19 protein-coding genes are annotated in these 24,486 nt (G+C 45.8%); 10 read left to right on the top strand and 9 right to left on the bottom strand.

What is annotated here, in order from left to right; translation table 11 throughout:
• Positions 1 to 331: 331 nt before the first annotated feature.
• Complete coding sequence (locus tag J2T16_RS16920; RefSeq protein ID WP_090918165.1) at positions 332 to 919, top strand: GbsR/MarR family transcriptional regulator; 588 nt, start codon at positions 332 to 334, stop codon at positions 917 to 919.
• A gap of 46 nt (positions 920 to 965) precedes the next feature.
• Here the strand turns inward: J2T16_RS16920 and J2T16_RS16915 are convergent, their stop codons facing one another.
• Together J2T16_RS16915 and J2T16_RS16910 are read right to left on the bottom strand one after the other, a co-directional pair.
• Positions 966 to 2,363 (bottom strand): helix-turn-helix domain-containing protein, encoded by a 1,398-nt coding sequence (locus J2T16_RS16915; RefSeq protein WP_221787870.1) that lies wholly within the window; start codon positions 2,361 to 2,363, stop codon positions 966 to 968.
• Between the two features lie 248 nt (positions 2,364 to 2,611).
• Complete coding sequence (locus J2T16_RS16910) at positions 2,612 to 3,898, bottom strand: DUF5050 domain-containing protein (RefSeq protein WP_221787871.1); 1,287 nt, start codon at positions 3,896 to 3,898, stop codon at positions 2,612 to 2,614.
• Between the two features lie 267 nt (positions 3,899 to 4,165).
• On the opposite strand from J2T16_RS16910, the gene J2T16_RS16905 reads away from it, so the two are divergent.
• A complete protein-coding gene (locus J2T16_RS16905) occupies positions 4,166 to 5,155 on the top strand; it encodes a Gfo/Idh/MocA family protein (RefSeq protein ID WP_499018975.1) in 990 nt (329 codons plus the stop codon).
• Positions 5,156 to 5,168: 13 nt separating this feature from the next.
• Here J2T16_RS16905 and J2T16_RS16900 read toward each other — a convergent pair whose 3' ends face one another.
• The 3 genes from J2T16_RS16900 to J2T16_RS16890 all read right to left on the bottom strand — a co-directional run bounded on the left by J2T16_RS16900 (position 5,169) and on the right by J2T16_RS16890 (position 7,772).
• Positions 5,169 to 5,966: an SIS domain-containing protein gene (locus J2T16_RS16900; RefSeq protein ID WP_494390509.1), complete on the bottom strand. Its 798-nt coding sequence runs from the start codon at positions 5,964 to 5,966 to the stop codon at positions 5,169 to 5,171.
• 77 nt (positions 5,967 to 6,043) lie between these two features.
• Positions 6,044 to 6,877: an ABC transporter permease subunit gene (locus tag J2T16_RS16895; RefSeq protein ID WP_499018821.1), complete on the bottom strand. Its 834-nt coding sequence runs from the start codon at positions 6,875 to 6,877 to the stop codon at positions 6,044 to 6,046.
• A complete protein-coding gene (locus tag J2T16_RS16890) occupies positions 6,870 to 7,772 on the bottom strand; it encodes an ABC transporter ATP-binding protein (RefSeq protein ID WP_336120877.1) in 903 nt (300 codons plus the stop codon). The genes J2T16_RS16895 and J2T16_RS16890 overlap by 8 nt, the downstream gene beginning before the upstream one ends.
• Before the next feature lie 360 nt (positions 7,773 to 8,132).
• Between J2T16_RS16890 and J2T16_RS16885 the strand changes: the two genes are divergently transcribed.
• Together J2T16_RS16885 and J2T16_RS16880 are read left to right on the top strand one after the other, a co-directional pair.
• Complete coding sequence (locus tag J2T16_RS16885) at positions 8,133 to 9,968, top strand: HSP90 family protein (protein WP_221787874.1); 1,836 nt, start codon at positions 8,133 to 8,135, stop codon at positions 9,966 to 9,968.
• Entirely contained in the window at positions 9,968 to 11,023 is a 1,056-nt protein-coding gene (locus tag J2T16_RS16880) for a hypothetical protein (RefSeq protein ID WP_221787875.1), read from the top strand. The genes J2T16_RS16885 and J2T16_RS16880 overlap by 1 nt, the downstream gene beginning before the upstream one ends.
• Before the next feature lie 71 nt (positions 11,024 to 11,094).
• Here the strand turns inward: J2T16_RS16880 and J2T16_RS16875 are convergent, their stop codons facing one another.
• From J2T16_RS16875 to J2T16_RS16860, 4 genes are all read right to left on the bottom strand, one after another.
• Positions 11,095 to 13,272 (bottom strand): serine hydrolase domain-containing protein, encoded by a 2,178-nt coding sequence (locus J2T16_RS16875; protein ID WP_499018820.1) that lies wholly within the window; start codon positions 13,270 to 13,272, stop codon positions 11,095 to 11,097.
• A gap of 106 nt (positions 13,273 to 13,378) precedes the next feature.
• A complete protein-coding gene (locus J2T16_RS16870; protein WP_221787879.1) occupies positions 13,379 to 14,158 on the bottom strand; it encodes a DUF3169 family protein in 780 nt (259 codons plus the stop codon).
• Positions 14,142 to 14,369, bottom strand: coding sequence for a helix-turn-helix transcriptional regulator (locus J2T16_RS16865; protein ID WP_090918145.1), 228 nt, complete (start codon positions 14,367 to 14,369; stop codon positions 14,142 to 14,144). The genes J2T16_RS16870 and J2T16_RS16865 overlap by 17 nt, the downstream gene beginning before the upstream one ends.
• 171 nt (positions 14,370 to 14,540) lie before the next feature.
• A complete protein-coding gene (locus J2T16_RS16860) occupies positions 14,541 to 15,845 on the bottom strand; it encodes an MFS transporter (protein WP_221787882.1) in 1,305 nt (434 codons plus the stop codon).
• A 145-nt stretch (positions 15,846 to 15,990) separates the two neighbouring features.
• Between J2T16_RS16860 and J2T16_RS16855 the strand changes: the two genes are divergently transcribed.
• The 6 genes from J2T16_RS16855 to J2T16_RS16830 all read left to right on the top strand — a co-directional run bounded on the left by J2T16_RS16855 (position 15,991) and on the right by J2T16_RS16830 (position 24,098).
• A complete protein-coding gene (locus tag J2T16_RS16855; protein WP_499018819.1) occupies positions 15,991 to 17,835 on the top strand; it encodes an ABC transporter substrate-binding protein in 1,845 nt (614 codons plus the stop codon).
• Between the two features lie 152 nt (positions 17,836 to 17,987).
• Positions 17,988 to 19,211 (top strand): DUF4367 domain-containing protein, encoded by a 1,224-nt coding sequence (locus J2T16_RS16850; protein WP_090918143.1) that lies wholly within the window; start codon positions 17,988 to 17,990, stop codon positions 19,209 to 19,211.
• A 379-nt stretch (positions 19,212 to 19,590) separates the two neighbouring features.
• The gene (gene alr, locus J2T16_RS16845; RefSeq protein ID WP_499018818.1) at positions 19,591 to 20,778 is read left to right on the top strand and encodes an alanine racemase; all 1,188 of its coding nucleotides are present in this window, start codon (positions 19,591 to 19,593) and stop codon (positions 20,776 to 20,778) included.
• Between the two features lie 259 nt (positions 20,779 to 21,037).
• Positions 21,038 to 21,319, top strand: coding sequence for a CopG family ribbon-helix-helix protein (locus J2T16_RS16840; RefSeq protein ID WP_024630715.1), 282 nt, complete (start codon positions 21,038 to 21,040; stop codon positions 21,317 to 21,319).
• 3 nt (positions 21,320 to 21,322) lie between these two features.
• Positions 21,323 to 21,673, top strand: a complete 351-nt coding sequence (locus J2T16_RS16835) for a type II toxin-antitoxin system PemK/MazF family toxin (RefSeq protein ID WP_024630714.1) — start codon at positions 21,323 to 21,325, stop codon at positions 21,671 to 21,673.
• A 235-nt stretch (positions 21,674 to 21,908) separates the two neighbouring features.
• Positions 21,909 to 24,098, top strand: coding sequence for an alpha-galactosidase (locus J2T16_RS16830; RefSeq protein ID WP_499018816.1), 2,190 nt, complete (start codon positions 21,909 to 21,911; stop codon positions 24,096 to 24,098).
• Positions 24,099 to 24,486: the final 388 nt, after the last annotated feature.

The raw sequence follows: 24,486 nt of genomic DNA, 5'->3' as shown, positions 1-24,486 counted from the left end.
GAATAAACAGTACATAATGTTTATACAGTAAAAACTGTACAAAGTTTTCCTTCGAAATGCTCTGTTTATCTCCTTATTATGGCTAATCAGACATCTTTACATTTATTATTGCTTTTCCTACAATAGAAAATGAGCTGAATTAAAGCTTATTTTTTTGGTTAAATGATCATCGTAGGCAAATTGAAGCATGGTAAAGTTCCCAAGATAATCCATTGGGTGTGAGGTGTTTTCTAGCTTATAGAATATCCAGTTACATGCTTTCCCATGTAAGCAGAGCTTGAACATGCTGATTTTTTGCCAAGACTGGAATGTCAGAATGGAGGTTGCAAGCATGAGCTTGGACCATTTGCAAGAGGATCAGCAGACAGCGGTGCTGAAGATCCGTAAACGCGTTATCGAAGCCATTGGACGAAATATGGATCTATACGGCGTAACGTTGTCCACGGGACATTTATATGGATTGCTATTTTTCGCAGAAAAACCGATGACCCTTGATGATATGGGCCGGGAAATGGAAATGAGCAAAACAAGCATGAGCACCGGAGTACGAACTCTGCTGGATCTAAAAATGGTAAATAAGGTGTGGAGCAAAGGCTCCAGAAAAGATCTATATGAAGTGGAGTATGACTGGCATCAGACGTTTACGGATTATTTCGCCATTAAATGGAGAAAAGCGGTGGAGAGCAACCTTCAGATTCTTCGTAAATCCGTAGATGAGATGAACCGGTTGATGGATCAGCTTGATGAACAGACTGACGCTGAGCTTCTGCAAGTACTGCATGAGGACAAGCGTAAAGTATTGCAAGCGGAAGCATACTACCGATGGCTCGACAGGCTTATTGATACGATGGAAGATGAAGAAATCTATAAGCTTGTTCCAAAAGAAGAGATTAAAGAAGAAATGAAAGAACAGTTATAAGCTCGAAACAAAGGACCCATTCCGTCAGGAAGGGTCCCTTTGCTTTTTAACGCCCGATGACACTCAAGTTTTCGTGTACCAATGCCGTAGAAGGATGCATGACAACGGGCTTCAATAGGTTTTTCTTTTTCCGCTGTATATGTTGTGAGGGAATCCGCAATGTGGAGCCTTTGGCTTGTGAATGAATAAGCGGAGAATTCATTCGGTCTGTCCAAACGACATGCTTCCGGTCGCGACTCGATGTAAATGTAGAGGATGGAGCGACTTCCAACCGATGAAGTGCAAGTTCCTTGAAATTGTGCTTTGCTTGCTTCTCACGCCCGGTAAGCTCTGCCAACCGAATATGAGTCTCTTTCCAATCATCGGTCACTTCGACAATGACGACAGGGGCAATACCTTTCAGTTGATCAGTATAAGGTTGACAGGACACGTCACCAATAATCAGATCAGGTTTAGCTTTGCGAAGTTGTTCCAGTTGGTTCGTTAGATTACGTTCTTGCTCCGCTGTCTTCTTATTCTGACTATGGCCCAAATTCAGTGATTCAACTGGCTTCAATCCCAAGGAGTGTAGGTGCTCATCAAAGCCAGCGCTAGATATTGTGGCTACACGTAACCGATGTTTCTTCATATATATACTTGGCGCAATGCCAGTCATCTGCTTGAATTTACGACTAAAATAATATTCATTGCCATATCCAACGGATTCTGCAACCTCTTTGAGAACACAGTTTTCCTCTATCAGTTGCTTTTTGGCTTCTTCAATCCGTAGCCGATTGAGATAATCGGTAGGTGACATGCCTTTTGCTTTTTTGAAGCTGCGGGAATATGAGCTTGGGGTCAGTCCGGCGATTTTGGCCAGATGATCCATGCTAATACCTTCACTCATGAAACGACGCATATATGAAATGCTACGCTCCAGTGCGGGATCTACCTTTTCAAGGTTTTCTTCCAATCGATGCTCTGACAGGAATTGTAGAAGTTCATGTAACTGACTATGTATGCTGACAAAATGCTCTGCAAGTTCCCCTCGATAGGAATCATACAACTTGGCCATTCGTTCTGCTGCCTGCTGTTCATGCCGGATGCGCATTTTGCCAGCCTGCCATTCAAATGGAAGATAGGAAGAAGCGGTCATGTTCCATTTGCCTCGTACTCGCTGCATATTGACTTGTTCCATACTTAACATAAGGAATTCAGTGATTCCTGAATGAGCCACTGCATCGATAGTCAAGCCGGGTTTGATCAGAAACAGTTCACCAGCCTGTGCTTCGTAAACGATGTCGTCCAGAACCAGAAGGCCGTTGCCTTTTAAAATAAGACAAAGTATGGGCCGGCTTACCGTGATGCCTTGTATACGGAAATTTTTCCCGCGACGTACTCGGCACATTGAAGAGAGTAGCGGTAAAGAAGAGGTTTCGGTTAATACGGGAAACGATTCATTCATACGGACCATCCTTTTGTCTTATTTTCTTAATGATAACAATTATCATTCTCAAATGGAAGGCGTTTTTGAAAAATAATTTCGACAAAACAGAAAACGTGAAAAGAAAAATGAAAATTTTATACGTCGAATGTAACATATACGTCAAAATGTGAGCACAAAAAAAAGATGACACCCAGCACCAAAGCTGTAGAGCCATCTTATCCTTACATTATTAATCAAACCTGAAATCTAACGAATCTGGAAAGGACTTAATTCAGTGTAATCAAAAGAATATTGTCCAGGAAAATATCACTTAATGCTTGTTGCCCTGTTCCATTGGCCTCTGAATGATATAAACGGAATTCATCTTTCGCATGGATGTAGAAGATTCCTGGAACATCATCACGCAAGTGGAACGTTTCCCATTCGTCAGCGGCTATTTTGCTTACTTTTAGAGATGGATTGACTGCATAAAGACCATTTTTGCCAGAAATGTAGACAACCTCCGGTTTATCATTCATCCATTGATTCGTAACATAGGTTACGTTGCTCAAGTTGAGATTAGACGTTTTACTCACCTTGCTCGCAGTAACCGTTTTGGCGTACGCTTTTTGATCCGCATCAATGATTACCACCTTGTCTGTTCCAACTGCACTGACTTCTCGCACGCTTTTGGAGTGAAGCTGAAATGTTTTACCGGATGTTGTCAATGCATAAGCTTTGCCCAGGGTATAGTTATAATCCTTGTTGCTGTCCAGCTTAATACCACTATTGTACACATATAGATTGTTGCTCCAGCCACCGGAATAAACGGCATTTACATCAAGCTTGGCTTTTGCATTCACGGCCGTGCCTTTACCTGTGTTGTAGTTGGCCTTGTACATCACAATAGCTTTTGTAGAGTAATATTGCTCGTCAGGATTGGTGTTGACCATGAGTTGTAATTCATTTTTGGCAAAGTTCACAAAATAACGACTCTCTACAGCACCTTGGGCCAGCTTCTGTACGTTTCCAGTACCGTTTGATGCTTTGGAAGCCACCCACGTATTCCCGCCAACCAAGGTATTATAGTACACACGTCCTTTGGTCACGATTAGAAGTGGGTGGTCCGTATTAACTTTGTCCGCAATTTTGGTTGCAGATGATATACCTTGGTCGCCATTGGCACGATATATGCTTCCCTTGGAGTCTATGTAGTAGATAAATCCGTTATCCGCATAATAATTGATGACATCGGAAGCGAATGTCTCTGGTTCATCACTGGAACCGTCATTTGGAACGCGAAGTAATGTTGTGGAAGTAGAGGACTGAGTGTAGTAGAGATATGATCCCGCTGCAGTCAAATCTACGCCTTCAAAATCAATTAATACTTCTGCTGGATTGCTACCATCTCCGGATACTTTGTAAAGTACGCCATCAGATTCATAATAGACGGTTGACTGGCTTAGCGAAGCTGCTTGGGCAGCGGTTCCGCCTGTTAATGTAACTGCTGTAATGAGTGTAAATAACAGCAATGCACAGAGGGTGCGTTGTACGTATGTATACCCTGTTTTCATTCTTGCTTCCTCCCCCTTAGATATATATGTCGTCAATTTCTTATGTTATATCGGTAAACTATGGAATTTATGTTAGATCTAGAATGGGGATGAGAGCGGGGATAGAAGGAGAAAAAGCAAGAGAATGAAATTGAATTTCATACTCGGTTCAACTTGAAATCCATTTGCGCATGATGCTACCATTCTCGTCCTGAAATATTCTCCACCTAATTTGGACGTGGTAACATGGTTGTGACTGAACCACAACGACAGGAGAGAAACGATATGATGAAGATAGCAACCATAGGTACAGGTTCCATTGTAGATGCCATTTTATCCGCGATCAATGAACTGGAGGATGTCAAGGTCACAGCGATGTACTCCCGTAAGAGAGAGACTGCGCAAGAGCTTGCAGGTAAATATGGGGTAAGTACAATCTATACAGACCTGGAGTCCTTACTTTCGGATCAAAATGTAGATCTCGTTTACATTGCTTCTCCCAATAGTATGCATTATGAACAGGCCTATCAGGCACTTCAACATGGTAAACATGTTGTATGTGAAAAACCGTTCACGTCCACGCTTCAGGAAGCAGAAACGCTGATTGCACTTGCAAAAGAAAAGAACCTGCTGTTGTTTGAGGCCATCTCCAACATTCATTTGCCCAATATCAAAATCATCGAGGAGCAACTACCAAAGCTTGGTGCGATCAAACTGATTCAGTGTAACTACAGTCAATACTCCCGTAAATACAATGATCTTCTAGCGGGGCAGACACCGAACGTATTTAATCCCGAGTTCTCTGGTGGAGCGCTGATGGATATCAACATTTACAATCTGCATCTGGTTATGAGTTTGTTTGGCAGTCCGAATACCGTATCGTATACAGCGAATCAGCATGCGAACGGCATTGATACATCAGGAGTTGTGGTCCTCAAGTATCCCGAGTTCATTGCAGAATGTGTAGGTGCTAAAGATACGAATGGCATGAACTTTGTGCTCATCCAGGGAGAAAAAGGGTACCTTCAGGTTGTAGGAGGAGCGAACGGTTGCCGGGAAATCAAGCTTCAGATCGGGAAAGAGCCATCTGAGGAGTATAGTGCGCAGAACAAAGCCAATTGGCTGTACTATGAGTGGGAAGTGTTCAGAGATATTTATTTGGCTAAAAACTATAAGCGGTGTTATGAACTGCTTCAACACAGCCGTTCTGTAATGAACGTACTGGCGGAAGCTCGCAAAAATGCGGGAATTGTTTTTGCCGCGGACGCGGATAAATGATTAATAATTAATCTCAGTAGTTGTCGCTGATGCTCGCCATATACAGCATATCAAACAGATAGAGTACCGAGATCATGGAAGACATTTTGGATAACCTCAATTGTTCGTTATAACCATAGCTTAGCAGTGTTTCATCACAATGTCTGGACAGTGTTGAAAGATTGTTTTCGGTCACGGCGATGACTTTACGTTGCATATTCTTCAGTACTCTGGCAGCTTCAATCATGGATGAGTTCTCTCCCGTATGAGATATGACAAAAGACAGGATGAACTGACTGGTATTCATTGTATTTAAATAATGCATGTTGGGACCATTGTGTGCCACCGCCGCAATGCCAAGCTCGTTCCATTTGGCACAAGCTTGCTGTGCCAAATAATAATTCATATCGCTACCGTAGATATCGATACGTGCGGATTCTTTGACCCAATTCGCGATTCTTACTAGAACAGGAGCGCTTAACATACGGTGTGTCTCATCCAGCGCCTGGTGATATAGGTAGGGAACAGAGTCAATCGCAGCCAGTACATTGCCTTGTTCTGTGATTGTATGATCCGGCGTCCGTAAGGGGGAAGGGGGATGTTGTTGATATTCTAGCGCAAGCTTTAACTGAAAGTCTGGGTACCCTTTGGTACCCAGCTTTTTGCATAGACGAACAATAGTGGACGCACTTGTATAAGTCTGCTGAGCCAGTTCATGGGCTGTAGAGTGGAATACAACTTCGGGGTCGTTCAGGATAAAGTCCACAATATGCTTCTCCTGTGCCGTTAATGATGAAGCATATTTTAATTTCTGGAGTAGGTTGTATTCCATGCTGTTGTTCCATTCCTCACTATAATCATCCCAAGTACATGTCTCCACATCATAACTCGCGTCTGTTTATTTCTCAATCAGATCTGACTCTCCGCAAGTTGCTGACGGCGGTTCCACATGGTTACGAGACGGAGTGAAATAAAGCTCGTGAGCAGCATCACTGCACCGGTGCCCAGCAACATCCATGGCCCAATCATTAACATGCCGGTAGCCTGACCAGCAATCAGGGCAATCAGGGGCAAGACAACAAGTCCGCCAAGCTGGTAAGCTTCCTGAAATCCCCGTACTTTAGCCGAGATCAGCACATTGAGGAGAATAACGGCTAAACTGCATGTAGGGACTACCCAAAGGATCAGAATGATCCAGTTCCAGTTCGGAAACATCAGTGTGCCAAAGATCGGGTACATCAGGATGTTGGCAATGACCCCATAGATGATGAAGGTCACCCAGGACAACAACACTGACGGAATGAAAGCAGCCAGAACTTTACCTCTAAACAGTGTACTCATGCTCATTGGTGTAAATAGCAAACCTTCCAGTGTCTTGCGTTCCTTCTCGCCAGCGAAACTGTTGGCAGTCAGGATGCTGGAAGCCATCACTGGAATGATGAGAAACAAGGGGGCGAACATATACAAGCCAAGAAAATAAACAATGCGTTGATTGTCTGTGCTCATGGTAGCAAGGGAGGGCATCTGTCCACTCTGAATGAGCTTGTCTAATGTGTCCAATACAACATTTAAGTTACTAATCGAGTGTAGATCCACGCGGGATGCAACCCACAACATAGCAGAGGGAACAATGATTCCGATAATTAGCGGTACAATCAGCATAGGCAGCCATAGTTGCACACTGGATGTGACAGAACGAATATCTTTACGAATGAGTGCACGTATCGCCTGACGATTATTCATGTGCATTCGCCTCCCTTATCGCAAAATAGATGCTTTCCAGATCATTACCTTCCATACGTGCCTGATAGACCTGACCATGCTCGGTCAGCTGCCGAAGCAACAACGGAATATGCTCTCGAGACGAGAGTTGGTATGTTGCTGTATGCGCTGTAACCGTCTCAGGCGAATAAATCCCCGTCTTCCAACCGTGTGGCATATCTGCTTCGACCTCTAGTCGCGGTGCGGATTGATAACGCTGAATGATCTCCTGTTCAGTCCCTTTCTCAACAACACGACCCTTTTCCATAAAAATATAATGATCACACACGGCGGAAAGCTGAGTAAGCACGTGTGAGGAGATGAGAATCGTCAGGTTCAGCTCCGTATTTAACTGACGAATGATGCGAAGAACCATCTGGATTCCGTCAGGATCGAGACCGTTGGTCGGCTCATCGAGAAACAGAATCGAAGGGCGGTGCAACAGCACCCGTGCCAGACCTAAACGTTTCTTCATCCCTGTGCTATAGGTACCGACCTTACGATGCTGGTAATCCTGAATCTCAAGGAGATGCACCAACTCGTCAATGCGTTCAGTTGCACGTTTTAGCCCAAAGGCATCCGCAAAAAACAGAAGATTATCCCGCCCACTCATATTTTCGTACAAGCCACTTTGCTCGGTCAGTGTTCCGCAGATTCCCAGCACCTTTTCTGTTTCTATTGATGTATCCATGCCTTGGATGGTAACCTGCCCGCTGTTTGCGCCCAGAACTCCGTTCATGATCCGAATGAGGGTTGTTTTACCCGAGCCGTTTGGGCCAATAAGCCCGGTTATACTGCCCTGTTGAATCGTGAAGCTGACATCTTGTAGCGCTTGATGCTCACCGAAATATTTGTTTATATTGAGAACCTCAATCATGTATAATCACCGTCCGTTTTCTAATTTGATAATTATACGTCCAGCGGTGTCAGATCGTTCAACTAAGACTAAAGAAATATATTATTGCTTCAATAGTCCTGAAATTCTAGTGCATAATTCCCCGGGAAATTTCACCAAATCGGGTCTAAGGTTTGTTTTTTTGACAGGCTGTACGATGTATCCTTGAAAAGAAGGTATGAAGGCCGTTTGATTGCTGTTTCATTGCTATAGATAATGGAGTAATAGAGTATAGGCCGATATATACATAATGAGTTCGTCTAACACATCCATTTATTCAGTGTGAAGATGTTAAAGCGGGCTAAGTGCTGTGTTAGACCCAAAGGAAAGGTGAAGTGGTTCATGAGTACACCGAATGAATATCGTTTTCAGGTCAACCTGAGCGGAATGATCCAAATTTTATCGAATCATTTATACAGCAGTCCAAAAGTTTTCCTGCGTGAGCTTATGCAGAATGCAACAGATGCGATTACGGCACGCAAGGAAGTGGAACCGGGATATCAGGGAGAAGCTCGTATTGAGCTAACAGGAACCGGAGATCAATTGACGATGATGGTGGAGGACAACGGAGTTGGTTTGACCGAAGCGGACATCCATGAGTTTCTAGCTATGATTGGACAATCCTCGAAGCGGGGACAACAGGCATTGCTGGATGGCGAGACATCGTTTATTGGACGTTTTGGTATTGGTCTGCTGAGCTGTTTCATGGTCAGTCATGAGATCGTCATGCTGACTCAATCGGTGAAGGGCGGCCCTTCCATGGAGTGGCGCGGCAAGCCGGATGGTACGTATACGATTAGGCAGTTGGACACGCAATTGTCTCCCGGAACGAAAGTATATCTGCGTTGTACGCCGGAGGCGGCACACTACTTTGAAGCGGAGTATGTGAAAGAAGCTTTATTTTATTATGGTGCGCTCCTGCCTTATCCAGTCACGTTGATTCATGACGGGGTGCATTCTGTCGTAAATCAGGATTCTCCGATTTGGTTAACACGTCCAGAGCTTGCTCGTTCCTGCCGTGCGGAAGTGCTTGCGTTTGGTGAACGTCTGCTTGGGGAGAAATTCCAGGATTTCATCCCGCTGACAACGGCTTCGGGGCGCACGGGAGGCATTGCCTATGTGTTGCCGCACGCCGTGAATTTGAATGCCAAGCGTTCTCACCGGGTCTATCTGAAGCGAATGCTTATTTCGGAGAAGGCCGAGAATATTTTGCCGGAGTGGGCGTTTTTTGTAAAATGTCTGATCTGGACCGACGAGCTGCAGCCGACAGCTTCAAGAGAGCATTTTTATGAAAATGAAAAGCTGGAAGAAGTGCGCTCCGAGCTCGGAGACGCCTTGCGGATGGGACTTACCGAAATGGCTGAACAGCAGACTGAACGTCTACAGAAGTTGATTCGTCTGCACGCCCTTTCGATGAAGGCGCTGGCTGTTCAGGATCAGGAATTTTACGCGATGATTCACCGCTGGTTGCCTTTCGATACAACGCGAGGACACCGGGAACTGGGTGAACTGATTGATGAAGGAGAGACACTGTACTATACCAGTACCATTGATGAATACCGCCAGATCCACCATGTGGCTTCTGCACAGTCCATGTTGGTCGTTAACGCAGGTTACATCTACGATAAAGAGCTGATGGGGATGTTGCCTGTCATACTGAATCATGTAGAGACCGAGCGAATTGAGCCAGATGAAGTATCGATGACGTTCACAGATATTGCACCAGCTGAGCGCAACCAATATTATGATGCATTGCGTCTGGCAGATTCGGCGTTACAACGTTTCCGCTGCCGCGCAGAAGTGAAAGGATTCAAGCCCGCTGACTTGCCAGTGTTGTTTACCCTTTCGCAGGAATCATCCACGCTACGTGCGTTGGAAAAAGCCAGCGAAGAGAGTACCGACTTATTCTCATCTGTTCTTGGGTCGTTGTCATCAGGTATTAATTCGGCAGGATACTCGACGTTGTATCTGAATGTGAATAATCCCATCATTAAACGGGTGTTGACGTCACCAGATAATCAGATGACACCGATTGCTATTGAAATGTTGTATGTCAATGCACTGATGATGGGGCATTACGCCATGAACAAGCAGGAGCTTGAAGTATTGAACCAGGGAATTGTACGGTTTATTGATTGGGGTTTAAGCGCAAATACGAATCATGAGGGAGATGCCTGATGAAGACAGAGATGGAATTCGAAGATTTGATGGAAGAGGCCTATCAGCTGCCGAATGGTTCCGCAAAGCTTGGTTTTTTGGAGGAAGCAGCACGGGTGGCTGATCTCAATGGTATGGTTGAGGAGGCATACGAAGCACGTTCAGAGATTGTGGATGTCGCCACCTTCTGTGGATATCCGATGAAAGCTTTGATCGCTTTCTCCTGGCAACTAGGCAAGTTTGATCAGCAACCAGAGCTGTATGATGAAGAAACGTTATTGTGGTCTTATAAATGGATTCTTGGCAAAATGCCCGATTTCCCGGAAATCTCACGTGAAAAGATTATGGAGCTGTTAGAGGACTTCGGGGCACGGTTCAAGTCTTATGGGTATAGCGAACGTTCTTACTGGTACTACCGTTTTCGCATTTTTATGGATTTCGGAGAGCTGGAAGAAGCGGGGCGCAGTTATGACAAGTTTAGAGCGTTAGACCGCGACTTCATGAGTGACTGCGAGGCGTGTGAGCAGGACGAGATTTTGCGTTATTTTATGTTAAAGGGAGACGACGAGAAGGTGCTGGAAGTGGCCAAGCCGATTCTCAAAGGACGCATGAGCTGTGCGGAGATCCCACATCTGACCTTATCCGAAGTTCTGATGCCACTGTATCGTCTGGGACGGAAGGATGAGGCAGATAAACATCAGGTTAAAGGATATCGTTTAATCAAAGGTGAGAATGATTTCGTGCAGAGTTTTTCCGAGCAGATGGAGTATCTCGCACTTACGAATCCGGCCAAAGGGATTGATATCCTCGAGGAAACACTGGTGCTTGCAGCCGATCATGAAGATGCGTATGCCAAAATGATGTATTATGCAAAGGCAGCTTCGTTATTGCGGCGCTGGGCTGAAGAAAAGGACTCAGAAGGGTATCGTCTGCGTCTGCCAGCTTCCTTCTCGTATGAGGGAGATCCGGGAAACCTGCTCAAACTTGCAGATTATTTTGAAGAGTATGCCCAGGCTACCGCAGCCAAGTTTGATCAGCGCAACGGAAACACACATGTATCCTCATTAATTGCATAATTTAAAAGGCTTGTTCGTAAAGGAGAAATCCTTTCGAACAAGCCTTTTTGTCATTTACTTGTATAGCATAATTATTGAACGGATGTTGCTGGAGGAGCGCTTTCTGTCGTTGGCATTGGTGTAGTCTCTGGCTTGCTCTCAGGTGCTTCAACATTCTTAGCTGCATCCTCCGCTGATGGCTGCTGTGGTTGTGCTGGCTGTTGTGCAGCTATCAATTCAGCGACGATGCGATCGGTCGGCTGTGTAATTAACGCATACATGATCGCAGCGTGTTCCTGACGAATGAGAGGTTTGCGTGAGAGGTAATCTGCAGCATTGTCCTCCAGCATTTTGACCTCAGGGCCGTAGATACCCAGCTTCACCATCATTTGCACTGCAGGCACAGCCCAAGCATCTGTGTGGCCTGCAAGTTTAACGTTCTTAAACAGTTCGCTTGGATACTGCAGCTGAAATACTCTCCATATCATAACTGCTGCTTCTTGCCGAACAATGGCTTGATCGGGTTTAAACTGTTTCTCGTCTGCACCTGTAATCATACCCATTTCATAAGCAAGCTGGATATAGCCAGCTGAGGCATGGCCAGCCCAGTCGGTGTCTGCAGGCGCTGGTGTTTTGCTAGGCTTGAGTCCACTTAATTTAAGAATATCCTCGATAAATTCCGCACGAGTTACAGTCGTTTTAGGCATGAAAGACTGGTTAGCTTCATTTTCGAAATATCCAAGCGATTGCAAGCTATGGATCGCTTGAGCATAAGGATTGTTCTTCTTAACATCCAGGAAGCCCGCCGCTTTTTTCCCTTTTTTGGCATATCCGAATGGGTTGAGATACGGCTCTCTCATGTAGGTTGTTCCATCTTCATAGGTTTTGAAGGCTGTGAACTGTCCTGTTAATTCATCCGTGAACAGATTGTCTTCCACTTGAATCAGCTTACGTTCACCCAGATACGGATCACTAATGCTTAATTGACTGGACGTTTCACCGCCAGTTTGCAGTTTGCTGATGAGTGCACTGATCCGAAGGTCGGCATAAAAACCGTTGAAACGTTGCAACTCTTCCGCAGGTTGCGGTGTGTAATCCTTGAATTGTACGGGTTTAGCGTACTGAGGAAAGAAGTTTTGAATAAAGGCCGAGTAGAGCAGGTTACGCAGAGCTCCATTCTGATTATAGGTAAGGAAGACGCCTGTGTTCTGCTCAGGAATAAAAAATAGATAAGAGCTGTAACCTGACAGGTCGCCTGCTTTGGTGATTACTTTGGAACTGCTTCCCGCCCCAGGGAGCTGAAATGGTGCTTCGAATCCGTACGTGCTATCCGGCAGCAACGGGTGAATGGAAGAGCGATACTGCTCCATACTTTTCACGGTTGCTGATTTCAAAATCTGCTGGTTATCTTTCTTGCCGTCATTCAGAAAGGCAATCATAAACTTGCCGATGTCATCCGCGGTAGACAGCATGCCGCCTTGTGGCAATGGATTGGGATCAATGAAGTACATGTCAACCGGATTGTGAGCTGCATCATAACCAGTGGCAAGCTGTTTCTGGAATTTTTCATCTAGCATAAAACTGCTGTTGTTCATGCCTAAAGGCTTAAAGATGTGCTCTTGCATGTACGTTTCAAACGGCTCGCCGCTGACATTTTCGACGATCAACCCGAGTAGCAAAAACGAGAAGTTATCGTACATGTAGGCGCTACCAGGCTTTCGCACAACAGGAGGCATGTGCTGCTCGGCGTATTCCTCCATCGTTATGTACTTGCCTTGGTCTGTGTGGATGTCTTCCGGCTGTGGATCACGGATTTCAAACCCGGTGGTATGTGTCAACAGATGTTCTACGGTTACTTCCGCATCGAATGGATTCTCGAAGTGCAAACCCTTCACATAGGTCTGAAAATCAGCCTTCAGGTCGACTTTACCTTGCTCAACAAGCTGCATGACCGCAGCGGCTGTGAAGGTTTTGGAGACAGAGGCGACACGAAAAGCGGTGTTTTTCGGATCGACAGGTGTTTTTTTGTCCAGATCGGCATGGCCGTATCCTTTTTCTGCAATTACCTGACCATCCTTTACAACGACGACAGACGCGCCAACGTAATGTGGTTTGGTTTCAGATGAAGCAAAGAACTTATCCAGAAAAGCATTAGCCGATTCGGCATTCAGTGTTACAGGCTGTTTCGAACCGTCAGTGTCAGGGGCTGTTGCCCCGGTCTGAGCCTGCACCTGGGGAGCCCAGAGGCTGAGAGAAAGAACAAGTGCCATGCATGCGCTGGTCAGGGCGCTCCATCTGGACCGGGTATTTCGATTGAATAAATGCACGTCATCACTCCTTTAGTCATTTTTACCAAAGTAGGTAGTTCACTGTGTATTACTGCTTCTGAGCACGATAAGTTTCACGAAAATAAACGCCGATGTTGATGATCCAGATGACTGACAGCAGTATGATCGGGAAAGCGGCAAAGGAAAATAAGATCGAATATACGACTAAAGCGGCCATACCGACGCCAAGCAGGAGATTCATCATCTGAAACGAGCGATAGGCTGCGCGATACACGATCCATTTCTCGCCCTCATCCAGCTTTTCGAAGTGATTTTTCTGCATGTTGCGGGAGTTCAAGTCCAGTGCGCGATCAGGGAAGTAGCGATTGTAACGTTTGATCGTCACGCTCTGCAGGACAACGACGATGATTACAGCGATGCAGGCGGCGACCAAATTTCCAAGCGTAAACAGATTGCTAGACTTGGGCAAGTCTCTACTCGATGCGTATAACGACAAGGCAAGGGCGACCCATGCAAATGAAGTAATCACACTGAACGTGCTAAGCATCATGGCGCTTCCCAGCGAACGTTCAGCAGGGGACATCAAGGAGGGAGGGTCACTTATATCATCCGCTTCATCTTCTTCAGGACGGGCAGAAGGAGTACGAGCCAGACTAATGCTGTTCCAAATGGTCATAACAAGCACCGCCAGAGCGATCAGGGCAAACAGCAGGTCGTAATCGTAATAAACGGACAGGGTCCAGTTCAGATCAGAGGGAAGCTTGGTGATTGCGGCTGAGGAAATAAATCCGACAACAGCACCGCCAGCGGCATAGAGCGGAAGACGCATTCTTCTTTTTTTGGATGAGGTATTAGCGGTTGGATTCATCTATATTTCCACCTTTCAATTCAAATATTTTTTCAACAGATTCGCCGAACACATGAGCTATTTTTAATGCCAGAACGACCGAGGGAGAATAATCTCCGCGTTCAATCAGAGCAATGGTTTGCCTTGATGCTCCGATGAGCTTCGCCAGCTCTGCCTGAGACAATCGGTCTCTGGCTCGTAACTCCCGAACGTGATTGTGTAATTCTTCCATGTACTCACCTCCATGAATACAATGTATATGATAATCGACTAAATGTAAAGTATAATATACAAAATGAATATGATTGTTTACTGTTAAAGATGATGAAAGAACTCGAATAAACGTAAAAAAGAGCCCCGAAAGGCTCTCAAATGTTTATTTGCGTCTATGGATAGATATTGCTTAAGAGGCATCTGCAAAGGAAGTGTTTGGATTGCGTTTGGCCTCTGCTCGAAGTGACATTCGAAAAAAGAAAAGGGCTCCCAAACCTGCTGTCAGGTATAAACCGGCCATCACATATGAAGGGAAGAGAGCTCCTATTGCCAGGCCAAGACTTCCCAGCAGAGCGGCAACATTATAGCTGAGTCCATCAGCTGCCAGGTATGCCGCGCGGTTTGAATCGGGAATGATGCCGGCTAGAAGAACCTGACGCACAGGTGAATACATAAGCTCCCCAATGGTGAACAGTACAGCAGAAGTTATAAGCAACCATGCCCAGTTACTGAAAGCCAGAACGACAAAACCAGAGGTATAGAGGAGCATTCCGGCTGTTATGATCGTTTTGGAACTGATGCGTCTGATGTACTTGCCGAATGGAATGGCAATTAAGGCAACCATTACTGTGTTGATGATCATGACTATGCTGAACATGTGAAGGCCCGATATATGAAAGCCGAGAAATTCTGAAGCAAATTCATTTTTTAACCTTACGGCAATATATTTATCCAACTGAAATTCAAGGGCAACTGCAAGAACGGTTGCTGTAAAAAAGACCATAAAACGTTTATCGCGAAGTATTTTTTTGTACGTGTTTAACATGTTGTTTTGTAAAGCTGACTTCAATTGTCCAGAGGGTTCAGATGGTGGAGATACAAATGGGTCATTTGCTGAATTAATTGAAACGTAATGTTTATTTACCATTGTTTCATGAATTAGAAATAGTAGAATTAGCAAGGTTACGATACTTTCCGCACATACCAGACTAAACAGCAGAAAACGAAATGATTCAAATAAAAGGCCTCCCAGCAATGCACCGAAAGTTATGGCTACATTGGTTGTCCAGTACTGCAAACCATAGATGTAATGACGTTCCTGCTCACTGCTTACATCAACAATCATGGCACTTGCAATCGGAGCGGTTATCCCTGAACTGATGCTGCTAAGTAGAAACATAAGACATGTAAGTGTGACAGAATTCATCCAGGGTGAATTGGCAGCTGCGAGCCAGAATAGAGAAAATACCTGCAGACTTTGGGCGATGACCATCAGTTTTTTACGTCCCATTCGATCAGACAAGTATCCAACACCAAGTCCCGCCAGCATGGAAGCAGCAATATTAACGGTCAGTAGGAGACCTGCCCATCCAACGCCAATCTGTATACTCAGATAAATCCCCATAAACGGAAGAACAGTCTTTTGTGTCAGATCAGTAAAAAAATCAGTAACAATTCGAATTTTAATATTCGAGTGCAAATCAGTAAATTTCATAGCAAGTATGTCTTCCTTCCTGTGGTCATGTTGATGTTATCGAGTATAATAAAATAAAACCGGAAGAAAAACTGTATACATAGTCGTTCATGTTTCGTATTTTAGGGAACAAAGAAAATGGACCATTCGGAGGGACATACATCGCATGGATATATCGGAGCATTATATACAATTGCGCTTGAAGCTTAAGCATGTACATGATGATCAAGAGCTTTACATCACTATAGGTGAACTTGCGGATTATCTGTGCTGTACGATGCGTAACATGAATCTGATTATGAACAAGTTTCAGGAGCATGGTTGGGCAAGATGGAGCCCGCAGCGCGGAAGAGGAAAAAAGTCAATTCTGGTCTTTTGCAAGCCAGTGGCAGAAGTTGCTGCAGAACGTTTTGATCAGCTTTTGCATGCAAACAGGATGGAAGAAGCCTATGAAATGTCCTCCTCCCTGCCACCTCAGTTAAGAGAGAGGCTGTTGCATAATCTGCAACTTCAATTTGGTCTACGTTCCATTGAAGGGGTTGCAGGTAGAACGGATACATTACGAATTCCGCAGAGTACTCCTTTCCAGACCTTTGACCCAACGCAGACGGCGATGTGGGGGGAAGGTTTTATTATCACTGAGGTTTTTGACCGTCTGGTTCATTACAATGCAGAGCGGCAGCAATGTGAGCCAAGTCTGGCTATAGCGTGGGAGAGTGATCAGGAGGGCAGAGAGTGGACGTTTTATCTGAACAAAGGCGTTCAGTTTCATCATGGTCGTGTGATGGAAGCAGCAGATGTTAAATTTACGTTTGATCGTATCGTTACTGATCCTGATAATCCTTGCAAAACCATGTTTGGTTCAATTCAACATGTTGAATTGATAGACAACCTGACCGTACGCTTTGTGCTACATAAGCCTAACTTCATGTTGCCTGATCTGCTGAGCAGTTTGTGTGCTTCGATTGTACCTTGGGATGTACAAATGGAATCCCTTCGTCCGATTGGAACAGGACCTTATCGAATTATGCATCATGACGCGACCTTGTTGGTAATGGAGGTATTCCCGACTTATTTCCGAGGCCGAGCATATATTGATCGGGTTGAATTCTGGCAGCTTCCTCAAGCAGACTTGACTGAATCTTTAGTTAAGAAGCGTCTATTTTCAGACGGTGAACTTCGTTCTGTGGAGCATGAGATTCAGGGCGGTGTATTTATGACGTTTAATATGCAAAAGGAAGGCCCTCATCATGATCTTTATTTCCGTCAAGCTGTCCGATTGTTACTCGATTCGGATCAGTTGGTTGAATCAATGGACAATCCTTACATGGAGAAGGCCGATCGTTTGATTCGTATTCGAGCACGGGAGCAACAAAATGTAATTCCTTCTGAAGAGGCTGTGACAGGTCAGACGGGATCGGACAAGTCGGGACTTGTACAGGCAGCAACGTTGCTTGAGCGCAGTGCATACCAGGGACAACCGTTGCGAGTCTGGGTTGAAGAAGGGAAGCAGATGGAGGCAGATATGGCTTGGTTTGCCAAGCGTTGTGAATCAGTGGGTTTAAACATAACTGTTGTGACTGGCGATCCTGTTCATATGGTCTATCATGACGAACTTCAGCCTTATGAGATGATCTATACGGGGGAAGTATTTGATGAGCATGTGATGCGGAGTCTGATAACGATGTATACATTCGGAAATACGTTATTTCTGCTTGCAATGAATGATTATTGGAGAGGCGAGCTTGCCCAAGCATGTGAAAATATCGTTATGTTTCAGGAACCTGTGCTACGTATGGAAAGATTAATTCAACTGGAGGGGCGGCTGATTGAAGAGGCGCTTATACTGCCGGTATATGCTTTCAAAGAAGTGCACGCCCATGATGTCTCGCTACGGAATTACAAAATTTCAGGCTATGGTTTGCCGGATTTGCGGCAACTTTGGATTAAAAGAAAAACAGATGCGCCGAATACGGAGACAAGTTATCCGGTGTATATCCCGCTATGGTAGACAAGAAATCCGTTTCAACAACGTTTCATGCCATGCTTGTCAAACTAGTCCGCATATATCGAACAAGTCCCTCATAACATGTACTAATCAAGTAGGGGTTCTGCTGTACGCACAATCCTGAAGTGAAAACATGTGCTAAAGGGGATGATGTCATGCGCCGAATATCATGGATGCTTGCCATGGTATTGGTCTTATCGGCCTTACTTGCCGCCTGCGGGAAGAAGGATGCGGCAGCTGTGGTCAAAGATCTGAACGAAGTCGTTGGAGAGATGGAAAGTTACCAGGGAGCAGGCGTTATGACGCTGCATACCGGAGAAACACCGCAGCAGTACAAGGTCGAGGTATGGCATCAGAAGCCTTCGTATTACCGTATTGCATTAACCAATGCCAAGAAGGATGTTACGCAAATTGTACTTCGTAACGATGAAGGTGTGTTTGTACTGACACCGAGCCAGAATAAAAGCTTCCGTTTCCAAAGTGATTGGCCGGATAACCAGGGTCAGGTTTACTTGTATGAGACGTTAATTCGAAGCATTACAGGGGATACGACCCGTCAGTTTGCAGACGAAAAGGAAAGCTATGTATTCGATGTTGCTGCCAACTACAATACACATGCTCTCGTAAGACAAAAAATCTGGCTGAATAAGAGTGATTACGCACCAAAACAAGTAGAAGTATCGGACTCCAACGCCAATGTGGTGGTGGACGTGAAGTTTGACAGCTTCAAATTCGGAGCGGAATTTGGAAAAGATGCCTTTGATATGCAACGCAACATGACGGCTGCAACAGAAGAAGGGAATAAGGCAGGAACAGATGCAGGTGCTGCTCCAGCCGAGAAAACCGATGACACCGCCGGACAACAGCCTGCTAATCCTCAGGCTACGCCAGGCTCCGAGGGAACCGGGGGAGCTGTTGATGGGCAGACAGGCGTAAGTGAGGGGACGGATCAACAAGGAACACAAGGAGCAGAAGGTTCAGAAGGGGCAGCAAGTGGGCAGGGTACCGAAGAACCTACTGTGGCTGAACCGCAAGAAGCAGAGAGCTTTGGTGTTATTCAACCGACATATGCGCCGGAAGGTGTCAAGCTGAAGGATGATCAGATTCTGGAAGAAGCCGGGGATTATTCCGTTCTGCTTCGGTATGAGGGAACCTATAATTACACCATATTTGAAGCAAGACCTCAGGATCGTGCTGTATCCCTTGCCCCTTCCCGTCTGGTTGATCTTGGATTTACAGCGGGTATGATTAGCGGAGATGCTTTGCAGACGCTGACCTGGACTTCCGATGGCGTGGAATACCGAATTACAAGCGCGGATCTGCCTGAGAATGAGATGGTACGTATAGCGACCTCCATGCAGGAAGAGTCAGGTAAATAAAACGAGAACGCATAGCCGTGCTATCCCAAGGAATGCTATAGAGCATCGGAGAATTCAATTCTCCGGTGCTTTATCTATTTTTACAGTACCCAAGAACATGCCTAGTTCAGTCTAAAAATACAAAATACGCTTCTACGCGCAGTGAACCGGGTAATAAGCTGATGTAAGCAAGTTATATACAGCTGTATATTGAGACCCAAGCGGACTGTAATAACTGTGCTTATCGGCCGTCTTCTGCACTTGATTATGGTTCTCTGCAGGCTATTACAGCATATGATCTGAGAAGCGAAATTTCTGCTTATTTGACAGTGACATGCTGGGGCATTACGATGGAGTCTGACGTGAGCCGGATTAAGAAGATTAGAGAAGGTGACTTAACGTGCAAGGACAATATCGGCCGACTCAGGCAGAGATCAATCTGGATCATTTGCGAGGCAACGTAACCGCCTTTCGTAAGGCGTTACCTCAGGGTACGAGATTTCTCGCTTGTGTAAAGGCCAACGCTTACGGGCATGGTGCAGTAGAGACAGCCAGAGAATTGGAACGAGTAGGCGTGGATTATTTAAGTGTAGCGTTCCTGGACGAAGCTCTTGAACTGCGTCTGCACGGCATCACAAGCCCGATTCTGGTATTGGGGTATACGCCGCCTGAAGGAGTCGCTGTAGCGTGGCAACATGATGTGACGATTACATTGTTTAGCAGAGAAGTGCTTGAGGCTATCAAACAGGTGAATCCAGGCACATTCGCAAATCAGCTGAAAGTTCACATCAAGATCGACAGTGGCATGGGCAGATTGGGTCTGCTACCTGGCAATGAGGCCATTGACTTTATACAAGAGGTTTCCTCACTTGATCAGGTAATGCTGGAAGGTATGTTTACTCACTATGCCAAAGCAGATGAAGAAGACAAGACCTATACACTGGAACAGTATCGACGGTTTCAGAGCGTTACAGAGACGCTTCGGAATCAGGGATGTGTCATCCCGATTATACATACGGCGAACAGTGCCGCTACTATTGATACACCTGAATTATCCTATGATATGGTACGTGTGGGCATAAGTCTGTATGGACTGTATCCTTCGGTAGAGGTGAATCATCAGGTAGTGGAGCTGCTCCCGGTAATGACACTGAAGACAAAAGCGGTTCTGGTCAAAACACTGCCGTCCCATTGGGGAGTCAGTTATGGAACCCGTTATTTTACACAGGAAAATGAACGAATAGCGACCTTGCCTATCGGCTATGCAGACGGATTTTCAAGAATGCTGACAGGTAAAGCGCAGGTGCTTGTACGTGGCCGCCGCGTTCCTGTTGTTGGTACGATCTGCATGGATCAGTGTATGGTGTCGCTACAATCTTTCGCAGAAGAAGCGGAAGCAATTCAAGCCGGCGAAGAGGTTGTTCTCATCGGTCACCAGTCTGGTGGTGTAATTACCGCTAGTGAAGTGGCAGACCAGCTTGGTACGATTCACTATGAAGTGATCTGCATGATGGCACATCGTATTCCTCGGGTCTATACCCGGGGAGGAGAGGTAGTCGCCAGAATCAATCCCCTTTTGACAACGTAATTCGCAAATTGGACACGATTACCAGTAAAGTTTTTTTCAGAACAGAAGGAATACTGTCGCAGTATCTCGAAATATGTACGATGTCAGGAATTAAATCCTGAAATGCGATGTTTAGTCTGTACGAATAATGATTCCCGTGTTTATAATGGAGTACAGCATACTTGATATACGCGGGGCATATATATTCCTTTGTATAAAAGTTCTGGAAAAGCGTAATACTGGTTCACAATGGCGAAAGGTTTGTGGGGGTGGAAGAAAGGTGGCCAACTTGCAGAACACCAAGCGGATTATGATCAGTTTGCCTGATTATCTTTTGCAGGAAGTGGATGGCATCGTAGCGCTGGAGAATTCCAACCGCAGCGAATTGATTAGGCAAGCAATGAAGCTGTACTTGACTGAACGGAAGAAACGTTACATCCGTGAATCAATGCAGCGAGGGTACATGGAGATGGCGAAAATTAACCTGACCATGGCATCCGAAGCCTTTCACGCGGAGGAAGATGCGGACAGCACTCTGGACCGCTTAGTTAGCGGGGTGTAGACAGTGATCGTAAAACGTGGTGACGTTTTTTTTGCGGATCTTTCTCCCGTTGTCGGTTCTGAGCAAGGTGGCGTCAGGCCGGTTCTGGTCATCCAGAACGATATCGGCAACCGATTCAGTCCAACCTGTATCGTGGCGGCGATTACCGCCCAGATTCAGAAGGCAAAGCTGCCGACGCATGTCGAGATTGATGCAGCGGCACATGGCTTTGACCGGGACTCGGTAATTTTGCTCGAACAGATTCGGACGATCGATAAGCAGAGGCTGACCGACAAGATTACGCATTTGGACGAGGAGACCATGAAATTGGTCAACGAAGCCTTGCAGATCAGCTTGGGTTTAATCGATTTTTAGGGTAAAGCGTAGCACTTGATGTGCTTGCTCGCCTGTCTGTTGACAACGGATGTTCCTGTGAGGGAACACACAATTTCAGAATGTAATCTTAAGAGCGTACGATACCTTTATGGGTGTTGTGCGCTCTTTTGATTAAGACTTGGTGAAAGCGTAGAACATTGATGCTCTTTTCGTTATAATGGAATCTGAGAAACCGTTTACCCGAAAGACCTATATAGATAGATGGAGGAGACATATGAGCATTTACATCAATCAGGAGAAACTTCAGTTTCATTTACAGACCCGCGAGGCGAGCTACGTATTTCAGGTATTGCCTTCGGGGTATTTGGTGCATTTGTATTATGGTAAAAAACTGCGTGATACCGACCTGAGTTGGCTTCATGTTCGGACGGAAAGAGCATCCTTTAGTCCAAATCCGGTGCCAGAGGATCGTACGATTTCGTTTGACACCCTGCCAGTGGAACTTCCGGTCTATGGAACGAGCGATTTCCGCAACCCGGCCATCCAGCTGGAACTGGAGAATGGTTCAACGGTATCCGAGTTTACGTATACAGGCCATCGTTTGGTCAAGGGAAAAGAGGCGTTAACGGGACTTCCGGCAACATATGTAGAATCCGAAGATGAAGCGGATACGCTTATTATTGAAATGCAAGATCAGGTGTCGGGTGTGAAAATTGAGTTAACGTATACCGTGTTTACTGCCTTTAATGCCATTACACGCTCGATGCGTATCGTGAATGAGAGCGCTAACGTGGTAAATGTACTGCGAGCACTCAGCTCTTCTGTAGACCTGCCACATGCAGATTATGAATTGCTGCAACTCTCGGGTGCTTGGACTCGTGAACGTGACATCGTTCGTCGTCCACTCGCTTCCGGATTGCAAGGAATCGAGAGCCGCCGTGGCTCCAGCAGTCACCAGCAAAACCCGTTCATTGCCCTGATGACACCGGGAACGGATGAAGATCAAGGTGAAGTGTATGGATTCAGTTTAGTATATAGCGGTAGCTTTACTGCACAGGCAGAAGTGGATCAGTTCTATACCACTCGTGTATCTGTTGGTATTAATCCGTTTGAGTTCAGCTGGAAGCTTGAACCGCAGGAGTCGTTCCAGACACCTGAGACTGTTATGGTCTACTCGGCTACGGGCCTGGATGGCATGTCTCAATCCTACCACGAATTGTACCGCGAACGTCTGGCGCGTGGACAATTCCGCAATGCTGAGCGTCCTGTGCTGGTTAACAACTGGGAGGCAACATATTTCGGATTTAATGCCGATAAGATTGAGCAGATCGCACGTGCAGGGCAGAAGCTCGGCATTGAGTTGTTCGTGCTGGATGACGGTTGGTTCGGTCACCGGGACAGCGATAATTCATCCTTGGGCGACTGGATTGTGGACAAAAACAAGTTGCCTCAAGGACTGGATGACTTGGCTAACCGTGTCACAGGTCTGGACATGCAGTTCGGGCTGTGGTTCGAGCCAGAGATGATCTCCCCGGATAGTGAGCTGTATCGTAAGCATCCGGACTGGTGTCTGCATGTGCCTGATCGCCGCCGTACCGAAGGAAGACAACAGCTTGTGCTCGACTTCTCCCGTCAGGATGTGCGTGACGAGATCGTTCGGATGTTGTCCGATGTTCTGGGCTCTGCACCGATTACTTACGTGAAGTGGGACATGAACAGGAACATGACAGAGGTCGGCTCTGCATTGCTTCCGGCGGACAGACAGCGCGAAACGGCGCACCGTTATATGCTCGGACTGTACGAAGTGATGGAGCGTATCGTTACCTCCTTCCCGCATATTTTGTTCGAAAGCTGCTCTGGCGGAGGCGGACGTTTTGACCCGGGAATGCTGTATTACATGCCTCAAGCATGGACCAGCGATAACACGGATGCAATCTCCCGTTTGCGGATTCAATACGGTACAAGCCTTGTATATCCTGTAAGTTCCATGGGTTCACATATTTCGGCTGTGCCAAACCATCAGGTGAACCGGATCACTTCTCTGGAGATTCGCGGTCATGTTGCGATGTCGGGCAACTTTGGATATGAGCTGGATCTGACGAAGTTTACAGACGAAGAGAATGCGATTGTAAAAGCACAGGTCGACCTTTACAAGGAAATTCGCAGTACGGTACAATACGGTACTTTCCGTCGTCTACTCAGTCCGTTTGAAGGCAATGAAACGGCATGGATGTTCATTGCACCAGATGGCGGTGAAGTGATTGTATTCTACTTCCGTGTACTTTCTGAACCGAATGCACCACTTCAACGTCTGAAGCTGAAAGGGCTTGATCCAAACGCGGATTACCGCCTGAAAGGCGGCTCAGAGACGTTTACAGGCGATGCTTTGATGTATGGCGGTATTGCTGTGGGTAGTGAGTCGGGAGACTACCTGAGCGAAATGTTCCGGTTTGAGCGGGTGTAAATAAGTTGAACTAGAGATTTTACACAGTCCACTCCGATGACAGAATAACCTTCCATTCGCTGTTATCCCCAGATTTTTTTGATCCCCTTTTCTGAAGGGAAAATCCGGTGATAAAGGCGAACGCTTCGCTATTCCAGGTTTTTTCTGTCCTCTCCGTTAACGTGTAAAAGAAAATTTCAACTTATTTAGATGAATTGGTTATTCTGAAGAAGACCTGAGGATGTCATGATGACGTTCTCGGTCTTTTTTTTCGTTCAACGGGGAAGGATGTTAGGAGTGCAATAACGCAAATGACAGACGTGCCATAGGAATGATAGAAATTTCAACGTGATTTTGTGATAATATAGAGAAGAGTGTTATTTAGAGCTTGAAAAGCTTGAGATCAACT

It is taken from the genome of Paenibacillus intestini, assembly GCF_030803945.1.
Lineage (GTDB): Bacteria > Bacillota > Bacilli > Paenibacillales > Paenibacillaceae > Paenibacillus > Paenibacillus polysaccharolyticus.
Note: the sequence above shows the minus strand (reverse complement) of the source record. Positions and strands in the feature narration are given on the sequence as shown.

Bases quoted from the DNA above. Each gene is read 5' to 3' on its own strand.
- J2T16_RS16830 (WP_499018816.1), top strand. From the start codon at position 21,909: ATGAGCATTTACATCAATCAGGAGAAACTTCAGTTTCATTTACAGACC.
- J2T16_RS16900 (WP_494390509.1), bottom strand. From the start codon at position 5,966: ATGGAATACAACCTACTCCAGAAATTAAAATATGCTTCATCATTAACG.
- J2T16_RS16920 (WP_090918165.1), top strand. From the start codon at position 332: ATGAGCTTGGACCATTTGCAAGAGGATCAGCAGACAGCGGTGCTGAAG.
- J2T16_RS16905 (WP_499018975.1), top strand. From the start codon at position 4,166: ATGAAGATAGCAACCATAGGTACAGGTTCCATTGTAGATGCCATTTTA.
- J2T16_RS16865 (WP_090918145.1), bottom strand. From the start codon at position 14,369: ATGGAAGAATTACACAATCACGTTCGGGAGTTACGAGCCAGAGACCGA.
- J2T16_RS16875 (WP_499018820.1), bottom strand. From the start codon at position 13,272: ATGGCACTTGTTCTTTCTCTCAGCCTCTGGGCTCCCCAGGTGCAGGCT.
- J2T16_RS16915 (WP_221787870.1), bottom strand. From the start codon at position 2,363: ATGAATGAATCGTTTCCCGTATTAACCGAAACCTCTTCTTTACCGCTA.
- J2T16_RS16885 (WP_221787874.1), top strand. From the start codon at position 8,133: ATGAGTACACCGAATGAATATCGTTTTCAGGTCAACCTGAGCGGAATG.
- J2T16_RS16895 (WP_499018821.1), bottom strand. From the start codon at position 6,877: ATGAATAATCGTCAGGCGATACGTGCACTCATTCGTAAAGATATTCGT.
- J2T16_RS16850 (WP_090918143.1), top strand. From the start codon at position 17,988: ATGCGCCGAATATCATGGATGCTTGCCATGGTATTGGTCTTATCGGCC.
- J2T16_RS16880 (WP_221787875.1), top strand. From the start codon at position 9,968: ATGAAGACAGAGATGGAATTCGAAGATTTGATGGAAGAGGCCTATCAG.
- J2T16_RS16870 (WP_221787879.1), bottom strand. From the start codon at position 14,158: ATGAATCCAACCGCTAATACCTCATCCAAAAAAAGAAGAATGCGTCTT.
- J2T16_RS16910 (WP_221787871.1), bottom strand. From the start codon at position 3,898: ATGAAAACAGGGTATACATACGTACAACGCACCCTCTGTGCATTGCTG.
- J2T16_RS16855 (WP_499018819.1), top strand. From the start codon at position 15,991: ATGGATATATCGGAGCATTATATACAATTGCGCTTGAAGCTTAAGCAT.
- J2T16_RS16890 (WP_336120877.1), bottom strand. From the start codon at position 7,772: ATGATTGAGGTTCTCAATATAAACAAATATTTCGGTGAGCATCAAGCG.
- J2T16_RS16860 (WP_221787882.1), bottom strand. From the start codon at position 15,845: ATGAAATTTACTGATTTGCACTCGAATATTAAAATTCGAATTGTTACT.